This is a genomic window from Pseudoalteromonas sp. QJM3NY_12 (genome assembly GCF_056173165.1).
Genome location: NZ_CM149661.1, coordinates 341,026 through 361,581 on the forward strand (window position 1 = coordinate 341,026; position 20,556 = coordinate 361,581).

General features: G+C 40.5%; 18 protein-coding genes. 9 read left to right on the forward strand and 9 right to left on the reverse strand.

Annotation, left to right across the window (positions count from 1 at the left end; genetic code table 11):
- Positions 1-49: 49 nt before the first annotated feature.
- From AC0VZ5_RS01560 to priA, 5 genes are all read right to left on the reverse strand, one after another.
- Positions 50-424, reverse strand: coding sequence for a gamma-butyrobetaine hydroxylase family protein (locus AC0VZ5_RS01560; RefSeq protein WP_475473928.1), 375 nt, complete (start codon positions 422-424; stop codon positions 50-52).
- Positions 425-485: 61 nt separating this feature from the next.
- Positions 486-1,814: an HslU--HslV peptidase ATPase subunit gene (hslU, locus tag AC0VZ5_RS01565; protein WP_198522441.1), complete on the reverse strand. Its 1,329-nt coding sequence runs from the start codon at positions 1,812-1,814 to the stop codon at positions 486-488.
- A 12-nt stretch (positions 1,815-1,826) separates the two neighbouring features.
- Entirely contained in the window at positions 1,827-2,345 is a 519-nt protein-coding gene (gene hslV / locus AC0VZ5_RS01570; protein ID WP_010390410.1) for an ATP-dependent protease subunit HslV, read from the reverse strand.
- Positions 2,346-2,426: 81 nt separating this feature from the next.
- Complete coding sequence (locus tag AC0VZ5_RS01575; protein ID WP_138594459.1) at positions 2,427-2,954, reverse strand: SPOR domain-containing protein; 528 nt, start codon at positions 2,952-2,954, stop codon at positions 2,427-2,429.
- A gap of 20 nt (positions 2,955-2,974) precedes the next feature.
- Complete coding sequence (gene priA / locus AC0VZ5_RS01580) at positions 2,975-5,158, reverse strand: primosomal protein N' (RefSeq protein WP_475473931.1); 2,184 nt, start codon at positions 5,156-5,158, stop codon at positions 2,975-2,977.
- A 230-nt stretch (positions 5,159-5,388) separates the two neighbouring features.
- Here priA and rpmE point away from each other — a divergent pair, with 230 nt between their 5' ends.
- Entirely contained in the window at positions 5,389-5,604 is a 216-nt protein-coding gene (gene rpmE / locus AC0VZ5_RS01585) for a 50S ribosomal protein L31 (RefSeq protein ID WP_008115018.1), read from the forward strand.
- A 523-nt stretch (positions 5,605-6,127) separates the two neighbouring features.
- Positions 6,128-7,369, forward strand: coding sequence for a malic enzyme-like NAD(P)-binding protein (locus AC0VZ5_RS01590; RefSeq protein ID WP_008465773.1), 1,242 nt, complete (start codon positions 6,128-6,130; stop codon positions 7,367-7,369).
- A gap of 69 nt (positions 7,370-7,438) precedes the next feature.
- On the opposite strand, the gene AC0VZ5_RS01595 is transcribed toward AC0VZ5_RS01590, so the two are convergent.
- The 3 genes from AC0VZ5_RS01595 to metJ all read right to left on the reverse strand — a co-directional run bounded on the left by AC0VZ5_RS01595 (position 7,439) and on the right by metJ (position 9,186).
- Positions 7,439-8,284: an IS3 family transposase gene (locus tag AC0VZ5_RS01595; RefSeq protein WP_409425534.1), complete on the reverse strand. Its 846-nt coding sequence runs from the start codon at positions 8,282-8,284 to the stop codon at positions 7,439-7,441.
- Positions 8,281-8,781 carry a transposase gene (locus tag AC0VZ5_RS01600; protein ID WP_409423191.1) on the reverse strand — a complete coding sequence of 167 codons (501 nt, stop codon included), beginning with the start codon at positions 8,779-8,781 and terminating at the stop codon, positions 8,281-8,283. Before AC0VZ5_RS01600 ends, AC0VZ5_RS01595 begins: the two co-directional genes overlap by 4 nt.
- Before the next feature lie 84 nt (positions 8,782-8,865).
- Entirely contained in the window at positions 8,866-9,186 is a 321-nt protein-coding gene (metJ, locus tag AC0VZ5_RS01605) for a met regulon transcriptional regulator MetJ (protein ID WP_008115021.1), read from the reverse strand.
- A 198-nt stretch (positions 9,187-9,384) separates the two neighbouring features.
- Between metJ and metB the strand changes: the two genes are divergently transcribed.
- The gene (gene metB / locus AC0VZ5_RS01610; protein WP_138607208.1) at positions 9,385-10,632 is read left to right on the forward strand and encodes a cystathionine gamma-synthase; all 1,248 of its coding nucleotides are present in this window, start codon (positions 9,385-9,387) and stop codon (positions 10,630-10,632) included.
- A gap of 49 nt (positions 10,633-10,681) precedes the next feature.
- Positions 10,682-13,027, forward strand: coding sequence for a bifunctional aspartate kinase/homoserine dehydrogenase II (gene metL / locus AC0VZ5_RS01615; RefSeq protein WP_475473934.1), 2,346 nt, complete (start codon positions 10,682-10,684; stop codon positions 13,025-13,027).
- A gap of 48 nt (positions 13,028-13,075) precedes the next feature.
- Here metL and AC0VZ5_RS01620 read toward each other — a convergent pair whose 3' ends face one another.
- On the reverse strand, positions 13,076-15,550 hold the full coding sequence (locus AC0VZ5_RS01620; RefSeq protein WP_138607204.1) for a penicillin-binding protein 1A: 2,475 nt from the start codon (positions 15,548-15,550) through the stop codon (positions 13,076-13,078).
- A 131-nt stretch (positions 15,551-15,681) separates the two neighbouring features.
- Between AC0VZ5_RS01620 and AC0VZ5_RS01625 the strand changes: the two genes are divergently transcribed.
- From AC0VZ5_RS01625 to AC0VZ5_RS01645, 5 genes are read left to right on the forward strand one after another with little or no spacing between them, the layout of a single operon-like run.
- Positions 15,682-16,761 carry a pilus assembly protein PilM gene (locus AC0VZ5_RS01625; protein ID WP_138607202.1) on the forward strand — a complete coding sequence of 360 codons (1,080 nt, stop codon included), beginning with the start codon at positions 15,682-15,684 and terminating at the stop codon, positions 16,759-16,761.
- Entirely contained in the window at positions 16,749-17,321 is a 573-nt protein-coding gene (locus tag AC0VZ5_RS01630; protein ID WP_464710331.1) for a PilN domain-containing protein, read from the forward strand. Before AC0VZ5_RS01625 ends, AC0VZ5_RS01630 begins: the two co-directional genes overlap by 13 nt.
- Positions 17,311-17,913, forward strand: coding sequence for a type IV pilus inner membrane component PilO (locus AC0VZ5_RS01635; RefSeq protein ID WP_138607198.1), 603 nt, complete (start codon positions 17,311-17,313; stop codon positions 17,911-17,913). The genes AC0VZ5_RS01630 and AC0VZ5_RS01635 overlap by 11 nt, the downstream gene beginning before the upstream one ends.
- Positions 17,913-18,449: a pilus assembly protein PilP gene (locus AC0VZ5_RS01640; protein ID WP_171039617.1), complete on the forward strand. Its 537-nt coding sequence runs from the start codon at positions 17,913-17,915 to the stop codon at positions 18,447-18,449. The genes AC0VZ5_RS01635 and AC0VZ5_RS01640 overlap by 1 nt, the downstream gene beginning before the upstream one ends.
- Positions 18,436-20,526: a type IV pilus secretin PilQ gene (locus AC0VZ5_RS01645; protein WP_138607194.1), complete on the forward strand. Its 2,091-nt coding sequence runs from the start codon at positions 18,436-18,438 to the stop codon at positions 20,524-20,526. The genes AC0VZ5_RS01640 and AC0VZ5_RS01645 overlap by 14 nt, the downstream gene beginning before the upstream one ends.
- Positions 20,527-20,556 lie beyond the last annotated feature (30 nt).

The following is a 20,556-nucleotide window of genomic DNA, read 5'->3' on the forward strand; positions in this document are numbered from 1 at the left end:
TAATTGCCGCTTGTTTGTTATTAACGAAGCAGAAGCATCATAACTGACGCTAAGGTACAAATTTTATTGGTACGCTATCTTTGTTATTTTCATGTTGTTTAACACGTTCTAAATAAGTGTCCCACAACTTAGTATGTTCGGCTTGTAACTTAGCCAAATATTGCCAGCTAAACAACCCGCTGTTGTGCCCGTCGTCAAACTCTAAACGCAACGCGTAATGCCCTACGGGTGTAATGGTTTTAATGCCCACTGTTTGTTTATTAAGTACTAACTTCATAGGCTCAGAGCCATGGCCTTGCACCTCGGCTGAGGGAGAGTGAACCCGTAAAAATTCAGTACTGAAGGTTGCGTCTGAATGATCATCAAAAAACACATCTAAATTTTTACTTACACTATGATAGTGCACTTTAGTTACTTGTTTCATCGTCATCTCACTTACAAAAAAGCCTCCATGCTGGAGGCTTTTAGTATACATTAAACGGCTGTTAAAGAATAAAGCGGCTTAAGTCTTCATCTTCAACCAGCGCACCTAGGTGCTTTTCAACATAGGCAGCGTCAATAACTAAACTTGAACCCGCTTTTTCAGAAGCATCATATGAAATTTCTTCCATTAATCTTTCCATAACAGTATGCAGACGGCGAGCACCGATGTTTTCGGTTTTCTCATTAACCTGCCAAGCGGCTTTAGCAATTCGCTCAATTGCATCGTCGCTAAATTCAACAGCGACTTGCTCTGTTTTGAGTAGCTCGCGTTGTTGCTCCGTAAGTGATGCGTGTGGCTCAGTTAAAATGCGCTTAAAGTCATCGGCTGTGAGTGCTTCAAGTTCAACACGAATAGGTAAACGGCCTTGTAACTCCGGGATCATGTCTGATGGTTTAGACATCTGGAATGCACCTGAGGCAATAAATAGCATATGGTCAGTTTTAACCATGCCATGCTTAGTATTAACCGTAGAGCCTTCAATAAGCGGTAATAAATCACGTTGTACACCTTCACGGCTTACATCTGGGCCTGAAGCTTCACCACGCTTACAGATTTTGTCTATTTCATCAATAAACACAATGCCATTTTGCTCTACCGCAAAAATTGCTTGCTCTTTCAATTCTTCAGGGTTGACTAATTTACCGGCTTCTTCTTCGGTAAGTAATTTAAACGCTTCTTTAATTTTAAGCTTACGTTTAGTGCGTTTATCACCACCCATATTTTGAAACATACCCTGTAGCTGGTTGGTCATTTCTTCCATACCAGGAGGAGCCATAATTTCAACATTCGGTTGAGCTTGGGCTAAATCAATATCGATTTCTTTGTCATCTAGCTGGCCTTCGCGTAATTTTTTACGAAACGATTGACGTGTCGATGAGCTTTCATCGCGCTGAACTTCCCCATACTGATCTTTCACTGGAGGTAGTAATACATCTAAAATACGCTCTTCAGCGGCTTCTTCTGCACGGTGTTTAAACTTTTTGGTTTGTTGTTCACGGGTCATTTTGATTGAAACGTCGACTAAATCACGGATGATAGTTTCAACTTCTTTACCTACATAACCTACTTCTGTGAATTTAGTGGCTTCCACTTTAATAAAGGGGGCATTAGCCAGTTTTGCTAATCGACGCGCAATTTCCGTTTTACCTACACCAGTAGGGCCAATCATTAAAATATTCTTTGGCGTTACTTCTGCACGTAAATCTTCGTTTAACTGCATACGGCGCCAGCGATTACGAAGGGCAATAGCAACCGCTTTTTTTGCTTTTGCTTGACCAATAATATGTTGGTCTAGCTCATGAACAATTTCTCTTGGGGTCATATCAGACATAGCGGGTTCCTATTACAATTCTTCGATAGTTTGGAAGTTATTCGTAAATACACAGATGTTGCCAGCAATTGTAAGACTTTTCTCTACAATTTCATGGGCACTTAAGTCGGTATTTTCTAATAAGGCGGTTGCAGCAGATTGTGCAAAGTTTCCGCCGCTGCCAATTGCGATCAGGTCGTTTTCAGGTTGTACGACGTCACCATTACCAGTGATGATCAATGAGGCAGTTTCATCAGCGACAGCTAGCAGGGCTTCAAGTTTGCGTAAGGCACGATCGCTACGCCAATCTTTAGCCATTTCTACAGCCGCTTTAGTTAGATTGCCTTGGTGCATTTCTAATTTGCTTTCAAAACGTTCGAAAAGGGTGAAGGCATCAGCAGTACCGCCAGCGAAACCAGCGATTACTTTGCCATTATAAAGACGTCGAACTTTTCGGGCATTGCCCTTCATTACAGTATTACCAAGAGAGACTTGGCCGTCACCACCAATAACAACTTTGTCATCACGGCGTACACTTACGATTGTAGTCATGTTATTCCTCATCATCGCGCTGCAAGGGGGCAGCGCGTAAAAAACGATTATGAAGAGGTTATATGGGTGAATGGTTTAAATTCAAGTCCAGCCCCAAATTCCGCAGCCAACGATATTAATTCGTTTTAGTTTGTTCTTATCACTTTCTGCTTGGCGCTTGGTTTCATAAGGCCCTAAACGCACCTTATACCAAATACCATTAGTACCTGTAGTTTTTTTGATCTCTGAAATTAGCCCTGCAAAGGCTATTTTAGCCTTTAAGGTTTCAGCTTGTTGATGCGTTTTAAATGAACCACACTGCATAACATAAGGGCCTTTTTGTTCAAGCTCTTTCACTTCAACTTGAATTTCATGCTCTTTAATTTCTTTAATAAATTTAGGTGGCCGCGGTTTAGCTATTTCTACTTGTTTTTCGGCTGTTGGGTTTGCCTGTTTTTCAACAAGATCAGGATCGGCATTATTTTTAACAAACCAGAGTCCATATGCGAAACCACCCACAAGTACTAGTGCAATGAAAGTTAATAACAGCGGAAAAGGTTTTTTAGCCGGTTCTTGTTTGGTGTTTTTTTTATTCTTTGGTTTTTTATTAATATAATCGTGCTGTGCCATGGTGTTATGTGTGGCCTTACCTAAATCATGTCTGTAGGGTCGACATCTAAACTCCAGCGAACTTTTTGAGCAAGTTTGCTGGTGCTGAGATAATCAACCATTTGTGCAAGATACGGGTGTAAAATGCGTCGATCTTGCGCTTGAATATGTAATTGAAAACGATACATCCCTGCAATTTTTTCTAAAGGTGCTGGGATTGGTCCAAGCAATTGTATACCAGATACCCCATTGACAGGAACCAAATCCGTTAGAAAGTCGACGACTTGCTTAATGTTATGTCCTTGTGCACGAACTATCACCATACTGGTGATAGGCGGCAGTTGCGCGTCACTTCGCTCAGTGAGCGCAAAGCGGGCAAAATCTTGATAGCCGTTATTAACTAAATCTTGTAATAATGGGTGCTCAGGGAAGTGCGTTTGTAATAATACTTCACCGGGTTCACCAGAACGTCCTGCTCTACCTGCAACCTGTGTCACTAATTGAGCAAGGTGTTCTGTTGCCCTAAAGTCACACGAATATAAACCACTATCTACATCTAAAATAAGTACTAAGCTTACATCCGCAAAGTGATGACCTTTAGCTAGCATTTGCGTACCGACTAAAATGCGTGCGCCGCCTTGGTTTATTTCATCCAATGCTTTTTCAAGGCTGCCTTTGCGCCTCGTAGAGTCGCGGTCTATTCGGCTAATTGGAATGTCTTTAAATTCAGTACTCAAAAATTCTTCTATTTGTTCGGTGCCTTTGCCGTTAGGAAATATCTGCGTGCTTCCACAGTCAGGGCATTGATGCGGTACTTGATATTGGTCACCACAATGGTGGCAAATCATCTGTCCGATGGCCTTATGAAAGGTCGCACTTGTACTGCAGCGATTACATTCACTTAACCAACCACACTCGTGACATATTAAAGTAGGCGAAAAACCTCGGCGGTTTAAAAATACCATTACCTGCTTACCTTTATTCAGGTGCTGGCGCATTATCGCTAGGCTCGCATGGGCAATACCAGCTTGATCAGGCTGACCTTTCATGTCGAGAAGTTTAAATTGATTATCGGTGGCAGTTTGTGCTCGCTCACTTAATGTGAGTAACTGGTATTTGTTATTAATTGCTTTGTGAAGTGTTTCTAATGCGGGAGTCGCACTGCCTAAAATAAGCGGAATGTTATGCTGATACGCACGATACGCTGCTAAATCGCGTGCATGATAGCGTAGAGTATCTTGTTGTTTAAATGAAGCATCATGCTCCTCATCAACCACAATCATCCCGAGTTTTAAAAAGGGTAGAAAAATACTCGAACGAGTACCTATAACGATAGCACAACTGCCTTTTTCACAAAACCGCCATGTTTGCAGACGCTCGTTATCGGTGAGCGCTGAATGCCATAGCATAATTGGCGTGTCAGGGAAGCGACGTCTAAAACGATTCACTGTTTGTGGTGTTAAACCTATCTCAGGAACAAGTACTAACGCTTGCTCTCCACGCTTTAACACCTCTTCAAGACACTGTAGGTAAACTTCTGTTTTACCGCTACCAGTGACACCTTCAAGTAAAAAACTATTAAAACCAGCACTTTGATTTATAGTAGTGCAAGCAATTGCTTGTTCTTTATTTAAGCGAGGCTTAGTGCCCACAGTAGGAGAGGCATGTTGCCATTGATTGTCATGTTCAATGGTTTGCACTATCAGTTCTTTTGCTAATAGGCTATCAATAGTCTTTTTATTAAACCCGAGGGCTTTTAGTTCCGTTAATGATGATTTACCCGATGCAGATAATTGCTTAAGCAAGTTAAGCTGTGTTTTAGCTTTTAAAGATGGTAAAAGCGCCCCTTTATCAGTTAACGTCAGCATATTTATACTGGTTTTATCAGGGCATTCACCTTGGCGCAGCGCATTGGGGAGTGCAATATGAATAGTTTCACCTAGTGGATAACAATAATAACGCGCAGTAAACTTCAGCAGCTCCAAATGTTGCGCAGATAACACCGGCGAATTATCAATTACTTCAATAATAGATTTGATTTTGCCTTCAGGAACTTCTGTATCGGTTTTTAAACTAAGGATAACCGCTACTTTTCGTTGATTGCCAAAAGGGACGAGTACGCGCATGCCAGGCTGCAATTTAGTCAGCGGTGTTAATTGCTCATCCACTTTATAATCAAAGGTGCGAGGTAAGGGGACTTTTATTGCAACTTCAACAAAACACATAACAACTCAACTAAGAAACCTAATAGCCTAATGTACTAAAAATAGTATTAAAAGCCTACCGACAAATCAGTAATCAATAGGTGTTTGCAGACTTTTTAGTAAAAAGAATAATTAAAGCTTGTGTGCGTGCGGGTTGTTGGATAAAATTCGCGACCAATAAATTTGTTTTAACGACGTATGGTGCCAGACTTCGGGTTTGGAGAGCGATGCGGCCTTAACTAGAGGTTCCTATGAAAGAAGGTATTCACCCTAAGTACGAAGTAATTTCTGCAACTTGTTCATGCGGAAACAAATTCGAAACTCGTTCTACTTTGTGTAAAGACATTCACTTAGACGTATGTTCTGCGTGTCACCCGTTTTACACTGGTAAGCAAAAGATTTTAGACACTGGCGGCCGTGTTGATCGCTTCAACAAGCGCTTCGGTGCACTTAGCAGCAAAAAATAATTTTTTGTTTCTATGTAAAAAAAGCACCTTAGGGTGCTTTTTTTGTGCCTAAAATTCACTTATCCCTCCATTTTATAACAGTTTTGTATTTATTATTTTTGCATAACTATTTCCTGTTCTTATTCCGAATATGCATAAACATTTGCAGACAAAATTGCCAATATTATCTATATTTTTATTTGTTACACTTTAAATATGGTACTTAAATGTAGTTAACGTGAAGTTATTTGTATTTAAAGTTAAACAAAGTTCGGTATTTCACTATTTTAATTTAAGACTGAAAAGAGTATTTCATAAATATTGAATAAGGGTAAAAACGACCTGTAATTTTCATTTTTATGACGAATTTATATTTTAAAAATGTCAGGATAATCTAGGGAAGTTGCTGATAAATCACTTAAAATTAAGAGTTCTAGCATATAACAGGATAGACCTGATATTGCTTGGAATTTAAAAATAATAAAGGTATCGTAGAATAAAACTACCTCTCACTTTAACTTAAATTGCAGGATATAATCGCGTTATGTCAGATTTTCGTGAACAAGCACTACATTACCATGCCCATCCCGTTCCAGGTAAAATCAGTATTGAGCTGACCAAGCCCGCTGAGACGGTTAAAGACCTCGCGCTCGCATATAGCCCAGGTGTTGCAGAACCTGTTCGTGAAATTGCCGCTGATCCAGCAAATGCCTATAAGTATACTGGTAAAGGAAATATGGTTGCGGTTATTACTAACGGCACCGCAATTTTAGGCTTAGGTAATTTAGGCCCACTGGCCTCAAAACCAGTAATGGAAGGCAAGGCATTATTATTTAAACGTTTTGCAGGTCTAGATTCAATTGATATAGAAGTTAAGCACCGCACAACCGAAGACTTTATCAACACGGTTGCGAATATTGCAGACACGTTTGGTGGTATCAACCTAGAAGATATTAAAGCGCCAGAATGTTTTGAGATAGAAAAAGCACTTATAGAACGTTGCAGCATTCCTGTATTTCATGATGACCAACATGGTACGGCAATTGTAACGGCTGCGGGTATGCTAAATGCGCTAGAAGTACAAGGTAAAGCAATTGAAGATGCGATTATCGTGTGTTTAGGTGCCGGCGCTGCAGCTGTTGCCTGTATGGAGCTTTTAATTAAGTGTGGCGCACTGCGTGAACATATTTATATGTTAGACCGTAAAGGCGTTATTCATACACGTCGTGATGACTTAAATGAATATAAGCAATTATTTGCAAACAATACGGATAAACGTACTTTACAGGACGTAATTGAAGATGCCGATGTGTTTGTTGGTGTATCAGGCCCTAATTTATTAGCCGCCGATGATTTGAAGTTAATGGCTGACCGCCCAGTTGTATTTGCATGTTCAAACCCCGATCCTGAAATTGATCCGCAATTAGCACATGCTGCACGCAATGATCTTATTATGGCGACTGGCCGTTCTGATTATCCGAACCAAGTTAACAACGTACTTTGTTTTCCATTTATTTTCCGTGGCGCACTAGATGTACGCGCAAGTGAAATAAACGATGAAATGAAAATAGCTGCTGTAGAGGCAATTCGCAGTATTGCTAAAGAGCCAGTTCCGGCTGAAGTACTGACTGCTGCAGGTATCGATAAACTAGAGTTTGGTGCTAAATATATTATACCAAAACCTATGGATCCGCGCTTATTGCCTCGTATCGCCAAAGCCGTTGCTCAAGCTGCAGTTGATTCGGGTGTGGCACAAATTGATATGCCAGAGAACTACATGGCGTAATTTTAAGTGTGAATTAACGCAAAAAAAACCTCAGCATTTTGAAGTGACCCCATAAAGTTGGACTCATTTCTAAGCGGCTGCCAAGGCCTGATTTCGATACTGTATCGGACTCAGGCCTTTTAGTTTCAGTTTAATACGCTCATTGTTGTAATAGTGGATATATTCTTTAATGTTTTCAATAAGATCATTCACGTCTTTAAACGTTTCGTTGTGGTACATCTCACTCTTCAATATGCCGAAGAAGTTCTCAGCAACCGCATTATCTAAACAATTTCCTTTTCTAGACATACTTTGTTGCAATCCTTTTTCCTTAAGGTGATTTTGATATTGTTTGTTTTGATATTGCCACCCTTGATCTGAGTGTACAACTGGCTTTTCATTTGGCTTCAACCTAGCAGTTGCTGTTTTAAGCATGTCAGTTACCAAAGGGAGTGCAACGGATTTTCTGACTTCGTAACTGATTACCTCTTGGTTGAATAGGTCAATCATAGGTGATAGATATACCTTCTCATTATCCACTTTAAACTCCGTCACATCCGTCACCCATTTTTGATTTGGCTTCTGCGCAGTAAACTCGCGGTTAAGCGTATTTTCTGCGATTTTACCCACTTCACCTTTATAGGATTTATAGCGCTTAGGCCTTACTTTTGACTTGAGTCCTAACTCATTCATCAACCGTTGAACGCGCTTATGATTAACAAGTACTCCCATTGCTCTCAGGGCACTCGTAATTCTGCGATAGCCATATCGCCCTTTATGCGCGTGATAAATATCACGTATTTTTACCAGTAAATCATTGCTTGCACAGGGTTGCTTACAAGTAGTGCGATGATAATAGTAAACACTCTTTGGCAGCCCTGTAGCCTTTAAAAGGTGTCGTAAGCTATGCTTTGCCTTGAACTCTTCGACGACTATCGTTTTGTCTTTGCTTTTTTCTTTCTGGCTTGAGCCAAGGCTTCTAACTTTTTTAGCACATCATTCTCAGCTCGTAAGTATGCTAGTTCTTCTCGTAACTCCTCCTCAGTCATTTGCTCTACTAGTTTTGATGAAGAAGAATTATTTGTCATGAATGGCTTACCTTTTCTCTGTGGTTTAAGACGTGATATACCATCACGAGCATAAAGCTTTTGCCATTGAAAAAGAATGCCTGGGGACGATAAATCGAAGAAAGCACTGGTATAACCGAGTGACCAACTGTTTGCTGTCATCGTTTTTAACACTTCAGCCTTAAATGCTAGAGAATAAGGTTTGTGAACAGACCTGAAGCTTTCAGCGCCATGAATTCGATAAATAGCGGTCCAATATCGGACCTGCCTGTCTGTAACATTAAATCTGTTACTTACCGCCGAAGAGCTTTCAGACAAAGCGAGTTCAGCTATTTTGAGCTTGAAAGCTCGGTGATGTTTGGACATAAAAAGACCCCCAGTAATTGGAATGTCCAACTATTGGGGGTCACTTCATTTGCTGAGGTTTTTTTATAACACAGATAAAGAAATTTAATCTTCATTTAAAATAGGCACTTCTAGTCCCATTTCTTGCATTATTTTCTTCACCTCTTCAGGTACTTTTTCTGCATTGTCTTTACGTAGATCATCATCATTAGGCAGCGGTTGCCCTGTAAATGCATGCAAAAATGCTTCGCATAAAAGCTCACTATTTGTTGCATGGCGCAAGTTGTTTATTTGACGACGAGTACGTTCGTCAGTTAATACTTTTAATACATTTAGCGGGATCGAAACGGTGATCTTTTTTACTTGTTCGGATTTTTTCCCGTGTTCTGCGTATGGGTGAATATATTCACCATTCCATTTAGCCATAAGATGTATCGTTGCCTCAGATTATAAATTGCTCACACAGCATCAAAGCGTGTAAATATGCGTGAAATTCTATCGGTTTAAAAAAGATAGTCAAATACTAGTTATTTAGCTATCTAGACATTTAAATGTTTTGACATCTTAAACTGCATGCGCTACCTTTTAGACGTCTAAACTTCCAAAATAGTAAAGGTGACGAAAATGAGTGAAAAAAATAAGGCAACAATTGCTGTTCGTAGTGGAATAGAAGCCGACAAACAGCATGGTGCGGTTGTTCCACCGCTTTATTTATCAACAACTTACTCATTTTCTGACTTTGATACCAAACGCCAATATGATTATGGCCGCAGTGGTAATCCTAACCGTGACATTTTGGCTGAGGCGCTCACTGAACTTGAAGGCGGGGCTAAAGGCATTATTACTGCAACGGGTATGGCGGCAGTTCACTTAACAACTCAATTATTAAATAGTAACGATACGTTAATGATTCCTCACGATTGCTATGGTGGCAGCTATCGTTTATTTACCTCACTAGAAAAACGCGGCTTGTTAAAGCTAGAAGTGGTCGATTTCACTAAAAGCGAAAGCTTATCGCAAATTCTTGCTATTAAACCTAAGCTGATCTGGATTGAAACACCGAGTAATCCAATTTTACGATTAACTGATATTAAAGCAGTTACCGATATTGCTAAGCAGTGCGGTGCTCTGGTTGCTGCCGATAACACATTTTTATCGCCGGCTTTGCAAAATCCGATTAAATTTGGTGCTGATATTGTGGTTCACTCAACTACTAAATATATCAATGGTCATTCAGATGTTGTTGGGGGGGCGGTTATTGCAGCAACCGCTGAGCTTGGTGAAGAACTGGCATGGTGGGCAAATAATATTGGCATTACTGGAGCGCCATTTGATAGCTATTTAACTCTCAGAGGTTTGCGCACGTTAAACGTGCGTTTGAGGCAACACCAAGAAAATGCACTCGCTATTGCACAGTATCTAGAAAACTCCCCGTTTGTTGCTCAGGTTTACTATCCAGGTCTTGAATCACATCCACAACATGCGCTTGCTAAGGCGCAACAGTTTGGCTTTGGTGCAATGGTTAGTTTTGATATCAAAGGCGATATAAACGATGCTGCAGCGTTTTTAACGCGCTTAAATGAATTTAGTTTGGCGGAATCATTAGGCGGAGTTGAAAGTTTGATTTGTCACCCCGCAACCATGACCCATGCAGGCATGGAGGCGACTGCCCGTGCAGAAGCTGGGGTGGGTGATACGCTTATTCGTATTTCGGTGGGTATTGAAGATGCAAAAGACTTACTTGCTGATTTAGACAGGGTATTTAATTTGGTTCGCCCCGGGCAAGCAGATAATGCTTTAGCTGCAAAAAATGGTGCCAGTGAGTCATTTGGCTCAGCGAAACTAAACGCGGCGCATCCGGCGTTATGGTAGTGCCTACCAATTTTGAAAATATAAAACATGAAGTCGAGTTGGTATTAACATGGTAAATCAGGTTCATAAATTTGGTGGTTCGAGTTTAAGCTCAGCGGATCGCTTTAAAAGTGTCGCAAATATTATTTTAACTCATGCTCAAGCCGGGGATTGTGTGGTGGTATCTGCTGCCGGTAAAACCACCGATACCTTGGTTAAATTGTGGCAAAGCTTTGAACAGCAAGATACCCAAGCGATTGCTGACATTATTTTATTAATAAGTAATCATCAATCTTCGCTAATTGAACAATTGCTTATAGCGGGTGCTAAGCATGAAGCACTCAATATACTTGCCACTGAGCTAAGCATTATTACTCAGCAGGCTAAGCAAAACATATTAACTGAAGCGTGGCTATTAGCTCATGGCGAATTATGGTCTGCAAGGCTATTAAGCGCTTACTTAGGGCAACTTAACGTTAGTGCTTGCGCTCTGGACGCTAGGCAATTATTTACGTTAGACGCAGGGCAGCTACAGCATGCTAATAATCAGCAGCAGTGCTTAAAAGCCATAGATACAAGCAAAATTAATGTCGTTACAGGGTTTATTGCGGCTAATTTACAACATGAAACCGTGACCTTGGGACGTAACGGCAGTGATTACAGTGCTACTTTATTAGCACGATATTGCAATGCTAAAAAAGTGTCTATTTGGACTGACACTCAAGGTGTTTTTAGTACTGATCCGCGTAAGGTAGCTAATGCGATTAAGTATGCGCGGGTGTGCCGCGAACAAGCTAATTTATTGGCTAGATTAGGTAACCCCGTACTACATGCTAAAACATTATCGCCATTAAAAGGGACCGATATAGAGTTAATTGTTCGCAGTAGTTACGATCTTCAAGGCAGCCATACCGAAATAGTTAAATTAGGAATGAGTAAACAAAAGCGCTTTTTAACCACGATTAACAATGTGGATTTACTTACTGTTGATGATTTGAGTGAAGGCGAGGTAGCGCATGTTAGTCAGCTTATTCAGCATAGTTTGCATCACTTCGAACATGCGGGCGAAATTTACTTGGTAGTCCCTGCGTCGGCGACATATCAGGTGGTTAATTATTTTGCTGGCCGCGCCAACATTAGTGAGTCTAACTTAAATGGGGTTGCAATTATTGCATCAGAGCAAGATATAGCGATGCTCAGTGAGCAAAGTGCAGCTGTACTTCAAGCGCAATCAATCCATCCTAGGTTTACTCATTTTGGTGACGGTTATACGTTATTATTAACCGATCAGGTACTTGAGAGTGATGTGCTGAGCTTACTGCATGATAAATTGATCAATAAAGCGCAAGAAATAGCTTTAATTATTGCAGGGCTTGGTAATGTGGGTACCGAATTTATGCGCCAACTACCAGCACAACTAGCCCGTTTATCATCAGGTTTTAACATTAAGTTAGTAGCATTACTACGCTCAGAGCAGATGCTGGTTAATGCCAATGGGTTAGACTGTGAGAGCTGGCAACAGCAATGGGAAAACCATGCAAGCCCCTATCAGCAAGCTGATTTGCTGTCATACATTGATACGCTTGAGTATGAACATAAGGTAGTGATTGATATTACCGCCAGTGAATATTTTAGCCAGCTTTATAGCAAATTTGTGGAATTAAATTGTCACTTAATTAGTGCTAATAAATACGCAGGCACAGCTCCGCTGAGCTGGTATCAAGCATTACGTGAAGATTTGGCACAGCGCGGCTTACATTGGCGTTATAATGCCAGTGTGGGAGCCGGATTACCGATTAACTTTGCACTGGCCGATTTGCAAAACAGTGGCGATAAAATAACGCGTATAGAAGGCGTGTTTTCTGGCACGCTGTCATGGTTATGCAGTATGTATGATGGCAGCAAGGCATTTTCAGATTTAGTGCTTGAAGCACAAGCTTTGGGGTTCACCGAACCTGATCCGCGAGAAGATTTATCTGGCCGAGATATGCAACGCAAGTTGCTTATTTTGGCGCGTGAATTAGGTATTGAATTGGAACTTGATGACATTTCTTTATCCGCATTGATGCCCGATGAGCTAAGTGCGGGCAGTTGGGATGACTTTGTTGATAACAAGGCCAGTTTAGATGCGTTTATCAAGCAGCACTTCGAAGCGGCTTTGCAACAAAGTGCTGCACTGTGTTATACCGGATTGCTGGAGTTTAAAAACAGCAAGCTAAACGCTAAGGTAGGAATTGCCTATGTACCAAAAAGCGAAGCGGTTGCTAATTTAACATCTGGCGATAATATTTTTGTGATTAATACTCAGTGGTATAATCAAAACGCATTAGTGATACAAGGCCCCGGTGCGGGTAAAGAAGTGACCGCAGCTGGCGTGCACTCTGACTTATATTGGTTGGTACAAAATATTACCTAGACCATCAAAAAGGCCGCTATTCAGCGGCCTTTTATATATTAGCATTGTTTAAAAGAGCTCTTCTTCGGTTTTAGTGCTTTCTTCAAATACATCATTTGGCTGTGCTAACACATATTTTGTAGGTGCGGTCCCTTTCTCAAAGTACTCAAAACGGCTGGTATAATCGTTTTTATGACTTAACAGCCCCGTTTCTAAGTCAATACGAATAGAAACTAAGCCTTCAGGTGGTTCGATAGGTGCCGCAGGTTTACCATCCAGTGCAACTCTCATAAAATCAACCCATGCAGGCTGAGCTGTTTTAGCACCTGACTCTGCGCCTGATATTTGGCCACTTCCTAAGTTATTGTTATAGGTTGAGCGCCCCAGAGTATTTCCAGGGTTGTCAAAACCAACCCAAACAGAGGTCATCACATCGCGATTAAAGCCGCTAAACCAAGTATCTACAGAATCATTGGTAGTGCCTGTTTTACCTGACAGATCGCGACGTTTTAGCGCTTGTGCACGCCATCCTGTACCACTCCAACCTGTTTTATGAGACCAGCTACCACCCCCCCAAATTGCGCTGTTCATAGCACTGGCAATTAAAAATGCATTTTGTTTAGATATGATCTGCGGCGCGCAGTTTGGTGCTACTTGCTCACTTAGCATTAGCGAGCTAGGCGTTGTTGCTTCATCATCACAAATTACAGTCGGGTTAGTTTTAAATAAGGTGTTGCCCATGGCATCTTGAATTTCAGAGATAAAGTAAGGTTCGATTAAGTGGCCGCCATTGGCAAAAGTACTCATACCACGAGCTAACTCTAGTGGAGTAATAGATGCGCTACCTAAAGCCAGCGATTCACTGCGATTTATATCTTCATCTGCAAAGCCAAATTTAAGTAAATGATCGGCTGTACGTTGCAAGCCAACACCACGTAATAAACGTACCGAAATCACATTTTTTGATTGTGCTAAAGCACGGCGAATGCGAATAGGGCCATTATAAATGGCAGGGCTATTTTTAGGTCGCCATGCGACACCTTGGCTTTTATCCCATTGATTTATAGGAGCATCATTTAAAATTGACGCTAAGGTGTAGCCTTTTTCAAGTGCAGCAGAGTATATAAATGGCTTAATATTAGAGCCAACTTGGCGTTTAGCTTGCACTGCACGGTTATATTGGCTTTGTTCAAAGCTGTAACCGCCTACAATGGCTTTTATACGCCCGTCTTGTGGGTCTAAAGACACAATGGCGCTTGCAGCTTCAGGGATTTGACTCAAAATATAGCTGTTGTCATCATTTTTACGCAGCCATATTTGCATGCCAGGCGTTAATATATCGCTTGCTGTTTCAGGAGCAAAGCTTTGGCGATAACGGGTGATAAACTTACGCGCCCACTTCAGATTATCCCAAGTCAATGTTGTGCGTTCGCCGCTTTTAAGTATTACTTCCGCGCTTCTGTCGGATACATTTAAAACTGCAGCGGCTTTTAGAGGGCCTAGTTCATTGGCCTCTTTCAAAATGTTTAATAACTTAGAATCAGAAGGTGTGGGCTCTGTTTGTGGATCCCATAAAATGGCTTCAGGGCCTCTAAATCCATGGCGCATATCATAGGCATGTAAATTGTTAACCAAAGCCGTTTGTGCCGCCTGTTGAATATTTGACTCAACAGAAGTATACACTTTAAATCCTGAGTTATAGGCTTTATCTATACCGTAGCGCGACACCATTTCAGCACGTACCATTTCTGAAATATATGGTGCATATAAGTCAATTTCAGCCCCATGAAAATAAGCGGTAATTGGTTGGTTCGTGGCTTCATTATACTGCGCTCTAGAAATATACTTTTCATCTAGCATTCGTCCTAACACTACATTTCTTCTGGCTTTGGCTCGCTTTGGGTTACGAATAGGGTTAAGTGCTGAAGGCGCCTTGGGTAAACCGGCAATCATTGCCATTTGCGCAAGAGTAAGCTCTTTTAGCTCTTTACCATAATAAACCTGAGCGGCTGCACCAATACCAAAGGCGCGGTTTCCTAGCTCTATTTTATTTAGATAAAGTTCAAAGATTTCATCTTTTGAAAGTAAATTTTCGATATGGATGGCAATAAATATTTCTTTTACTTTACGAATATAGGCTTTTTCTCGCGTTAAAAAGAAGTTACGAGCCAACTGCATGGTGATTGTACTGGCACCCTGCTTTTTTTCACCGGTAGAAATAAGTACTAGTGCTGAGCGAACAATACCAATTGGGTCGATACCGATATGGTCATAAAAACGGTTATCTTCTGTTGCTAAAAAAGCCTGTAATAAAGGTTCAGGAATTTGATCTATAGTTACAGGGATACGTCTTTTTTCACCAAATTGGTTGATTAAAAGCCCATCTTTGGTAAATACTTGCATAGGCGTTTGTAATTGAACGTTTTTTAAAACTTGCACGCTTGGGATATCGGATTTAACGTAGTAATAAAGGCTGAGCAATGTAATTAGTGCAAGTAATGCACAAATGATCAAAAATTGTAAAGTTCTTTTTAATAAAATCACTGATATTTCCCTAAACGGACTCCCAATTACAGGTTGAGACTGCTAGTATATATTGATTAAAAATTGAATAATATTTTTTAAGATATAAATTATAACTTGTTTATTATTAAAACAAAGGCAAAGTTGCAAACATGCTAAGTCAATTGATAAAAAAACCATCACCTATGATGGTGGGTATTGATATAGGATCGCACTCTATCAAGGCCGTGCTTTTAAGTGAAACAGAAACCGGGCTTCGATTAGAAGCTCTTGCAATTGAACCTATGCCTAAAGGCGCTATGAGCGAGCGCAACATTCAAGACATTGAAGCAATTGGCAATGTGATAACCAAGTTAAAACGAAAGCTTCCAAAGTCACTAAAATTTGCAGCTGTTGCTGTTTCAGGGCAAACAGTGATTACCAAAGTCATTTTCATGGATGTTTCCTTAAGCGACGCTGAATTAGAATCACAGATTGAAATTGAAGCCGATAGCTTGATCCCCTATCCATTAGATGAAGTCAGTTTAGATTTTGAAAAACTCTCTACTAACAGTGCCGACCCGAGCAAAATTAATGTTCTACTTTCTGCAGCGAGAACGGAAAGTGTGGAAGCGAGAGTAGGCGCACTTAGTGCTGCCAACTTAACTGCAAAAGTTGTGGATGTTGAAAGCTATGCATTAAGCCGGGCTATGGATGTTTACTACCAACAGCTACCATCAGACGCGTTTGATAAAACCGTTGCAGTAGTTGATATAGGTGCGGTGCTTACCTTGGTCAGTGTAGTGCAATTTGGTGAAACTATTTACACCCGCGACCAAGTATTTGGTGGTGACCAATATACAAATAGTATTGTTGCTTACTACAACAAAGGCTTTGATGAGGCTGAAATTGGTAAAACAACGGGTGATTTACCGCCTAATTATACATTTGAAGTGTTAGCGCCTTTTCAAACCTCATTATTGCAGCAAGTTCGTCGTGCTGTGCAAATGTTTTTAACAACAACAGGCAAAGAGCAGTTGGACTACATCGTACTGACGGGCGGATCAGCGATGATTAAAGGTGTTGATAGGTTATTAATCGAAGAATTAGGAATACACACGGTTGTTGTTGAACCATTTGATAAAATGGAAATATCACCTAGAGTAGATCGTAATATAATACAGCGCCACCGCACTCAGTTTGCGATTGCAACTGGTTTGGCGTTGAGGAGTTTTTCATCATGCCACATATAAATTTACTACCTTGGCGTGAACTTCAGCGTGAGCAGTCTAAAAAGAAATTTATAACATTGCTGATGGCAGTGGTTATTGTTTGTTTCGTAACCATGTATGCGCTGAGTGCATTTTATAGCGCTCTAAAAGAAGGGCAAATGCTTAAAAATAACTATCTCAGCTCAGAAATTACAATGCTCGATCAGAAAATTCGCGATATACGCGACTTAGACATGAAAAAAGAAAATCTACAACAACGGATGCGTTTAATTGAAGAGCTACAAAGTAGCCGTAATTTAGGTACGCAAATAATGGATGAAGTGGCAAAAATAGTGCCTGCTGGAGTTTATTTAACTAAGCTTGAGCGTAAAGGTAGCCAAATTCATGTGTTAGGTAAAAGTGAGTCTAATAATCGTTTGTCTACTATGCTTCGACAGGTGCAAAGTTCTTATCTTTTAGAGCGCCCGACTATGCAAGGCATTGTTGCAGGCGATCAATCCTCTCGTTTACTCAGCGATTTTAATATGGAGTTCTACGTAAAACCATTTGGTAAAATAGGCGAGGTACCTAATGAACCTTGATTTTAAGTCGCTTACAGAAATAGATTGGAATGAAATAGAGCTCGATAACATAGGTGAGTGGCCTGTTATTGTAAAAACAATATGCGGCGCATTTGTTGCCTGTCTCGTATTGTTTTTTAGCTATAGCTTATTAGTGTCGGATGAAATTGAAAGCTACCATAACGCAGTGGCCAAAGAGATAGAATTACGCACAACCTACCGAACTAAATATGCAGTTGCCAGCAAGCTCGATATTTATCGTGAACAAATGGTTGAGATGGAAGATGAGTTTTCTCAGCTATTAAAACGCCTACCTACCTCAAATGAGACGCCAGGATTATTAGATGACCTTTCCTATGTGGGTACAACCAGCGGCCTAACATTTTTAAAAATTGGTTGGCTACCAGAAGTTGAAAAAGAGTTCTATACCGAGCTACCCATTAAAATTGAAGTAGTAGGCACTTATCATGAGTTCGGTGAATTTGTAGGAAAAGTGGCTCAATTGCCGAGAATAGTAAGTTTGCACGACTTTTCTATTTTATCATCTGGCGAAAAGCAGCTAACATTCAGTGTAGTAGCAAAAACTTATCGTTATGAAGAGGGGGTAAGATGATGAAGCAACTTCCCTTTTTAACTGTCGTAATATTGTTGCTCAGTGGTTGTAATGAAGATACATCTGAGCAAAAAGAGTTTATTGACCAGGTTAAGGCAAACACTACAGCACGTGTTGAAAAAATACCTGAGTTAGTTAAGTTTGAACACTTTGAATATAACGCCAAAGATATACGTAGCCCTTTTGTAGCACCAGAACCAGAAATTATACAAAATAAGCTAACACAAGTTAAAAACTGTCTTCACCCAGATCCAGAGCGTGTCCGTCAGCCTCTGGAGAAGTACCCATTAGATAATTTAGCAATGAAGGGAACGATAGGGTCGAACAGTAATACATGGGCGCTCATTACAGCTGCTGATAACACCTTACACCGAGTATCTATAGGAAGCTATTTAGGCACCTATGATGGAAAAGTAAGCAGTGTTAATAGTGACTATATTGAATTAGTAGAATTAATCCCTGATGGGTCAGGTTGTTGGAAAGAACGTTTGACCAAATTAGAAATGTTAGAGGCGGCAACTAATGGCGCAAATTAATAAGAAAAATGGTACTCCCTATATGCATAAAGATGAGTGTTCGCACCACCGTATTTTAACGACGTTGCTATTTGTATTTTTATTACTAATGATGAAAACGGTCAGTGCAGCTCCTTTACTCTACGACGTTCGATATAACCCATTACTTAAAGGTGAAACCGAATTACAGCTGGTATTTGATGAAGAATTACAGCAACAACCTGATGTACAAGTTTTTAATAATCCGGCACGGATAGAGTTATTATTTAATGCAGTTGAACTAGATGAAGGGTTGGCAAATATTGTTATTAACCAAGCAGGGATAAGTAACATTAGTAGCATGATGACTAGTGCAGGTTTAAAAGTAACCATTAACTTGGAGCGATTAAAAATTTATGAGGCAGAAGTTAATAACAACCTATTTTCAATAAGAATATCTGATAACCCTCTAGCAAAACAAATCGTAACAACCAGTGAAGATGCACCTGCTCGTGCCTCTAATTATATCAATGGCATTCAAGCAATTGATTTTCGCCGCGGTGAAAAAGGTGAAGCAAAAGTACTTGTTTATCTGCAAGATACACAGGCTGCTATCGAGGTTCATGAAAGTGGCGGGAAAATCATTGCAGAGTTTCACCATACCGATATTTTAGATGACTTATTGTATGAATTAGACGTACTCGATTTTGGTACTGTGGTGAGCAGTATAGAAACGTTTAAGGAAGATAATCTGACACGCATTGTAATTGAACCTAATAAAGCTTTTGCTTACACGTATCAGCAAATAGAAAATATTTTTACCTTAACGGTTGAAAAAGACGAGACTCAAAATGGATTCTTAGATGGAGGTAAAGAGTACTTAGGCCGTCCTATGACGCTTAACTTTCAGGATATCTCTGTGCGTGCTGTATTACAGATTATTGCGGGCTACAATGACTTTAACTTGGTAACTAGTGACTCAGTGACTGGCAACATTACCCTTCGCTTAGATGGTGTTCCTTGGGATCAGGCGTTAGACGTAGTGCTAAGAATAAAAGGTTTAGACAAACGTATGGATGGCTCTATTTTAATGGTAGCGCCATCTGAAGAGCTTGCTGCCCGTGAAGCAAAAGAGTTAAAAGCAAAGCAACAAGTGGAGGATTTAGAGCCACTATATAGCGAATACATCCGTTTAAATTACGCCAAAGCAGAAGATTTTGCCGACTTACTAAAAACAGATACCAATAGTATTATTACAGCGAGAGGCAGCGTGTCTGTTGATCAGCGAACCAATACGCTACTAATGAAAGACACCGCGAAAAGTATTGAAAGTGTTCGCCGCATGGTCGAAACCTTAGACATCCCCGTCAAACAAGTGGTTATAGAGGCGCGCATGGTAACCGTTCGTGATAATGTAACCGAAGACTTAGGCGTTCGTTGGGGGTTCAGCGATCAGCAAGGTTCTGATGGTGTTTCTGGTACATTAGAAGGTGCTGAAACAATTTCTAATGGGAATATTCCGAGTCTTACAGATCGACTCAATGTTAATTTACCTGTAGCGAATCCATCGGCAAGTATTGGTATGCATATAGCTAAACTAGCCAATGGAACATTAATTGATTTAGAATTAACCGCGCTCGAAGAAGAGAATAAGGGTGAAATTATTGCGAGTCCGCGTATCACTGCTGCTAACCAGCAAAAAGCACGCATTGAGCAAGGTACCGAGATCCCCTATGTTGAATCTGCTTCGAGTGGCGCAACAACCGTAAGCTTTAAAAAAGCAGTGTTGAGTTTAGAGGTGACACCTCATATCACACCAGACAACAAAGTTATTTTAAACTTAATAATTACTCAAGACACCCGTGGTGATACCGTTCAAACAGGAACTGGCCCAGCTGTTGCCATTGATACGCAACAAATTGAGACTCAAGTTCTCGTTGAGAATGGACAAACGGTAGTGTTGGGTGGTATTTTTCAACAGCAAATTATTAATTCGACCAAAAAGGTACCTTTATTGGGCGACCTTCCTTACGTAGGAAGACTATTTAAAAGCACAAGCGAGTTTAATGAAAAGCGCGAACTGCTGATTTTTGTCACACCTAAAATTCAAATAGACTAATTACCTAACCTGAATTCTGCAGAGATAGAT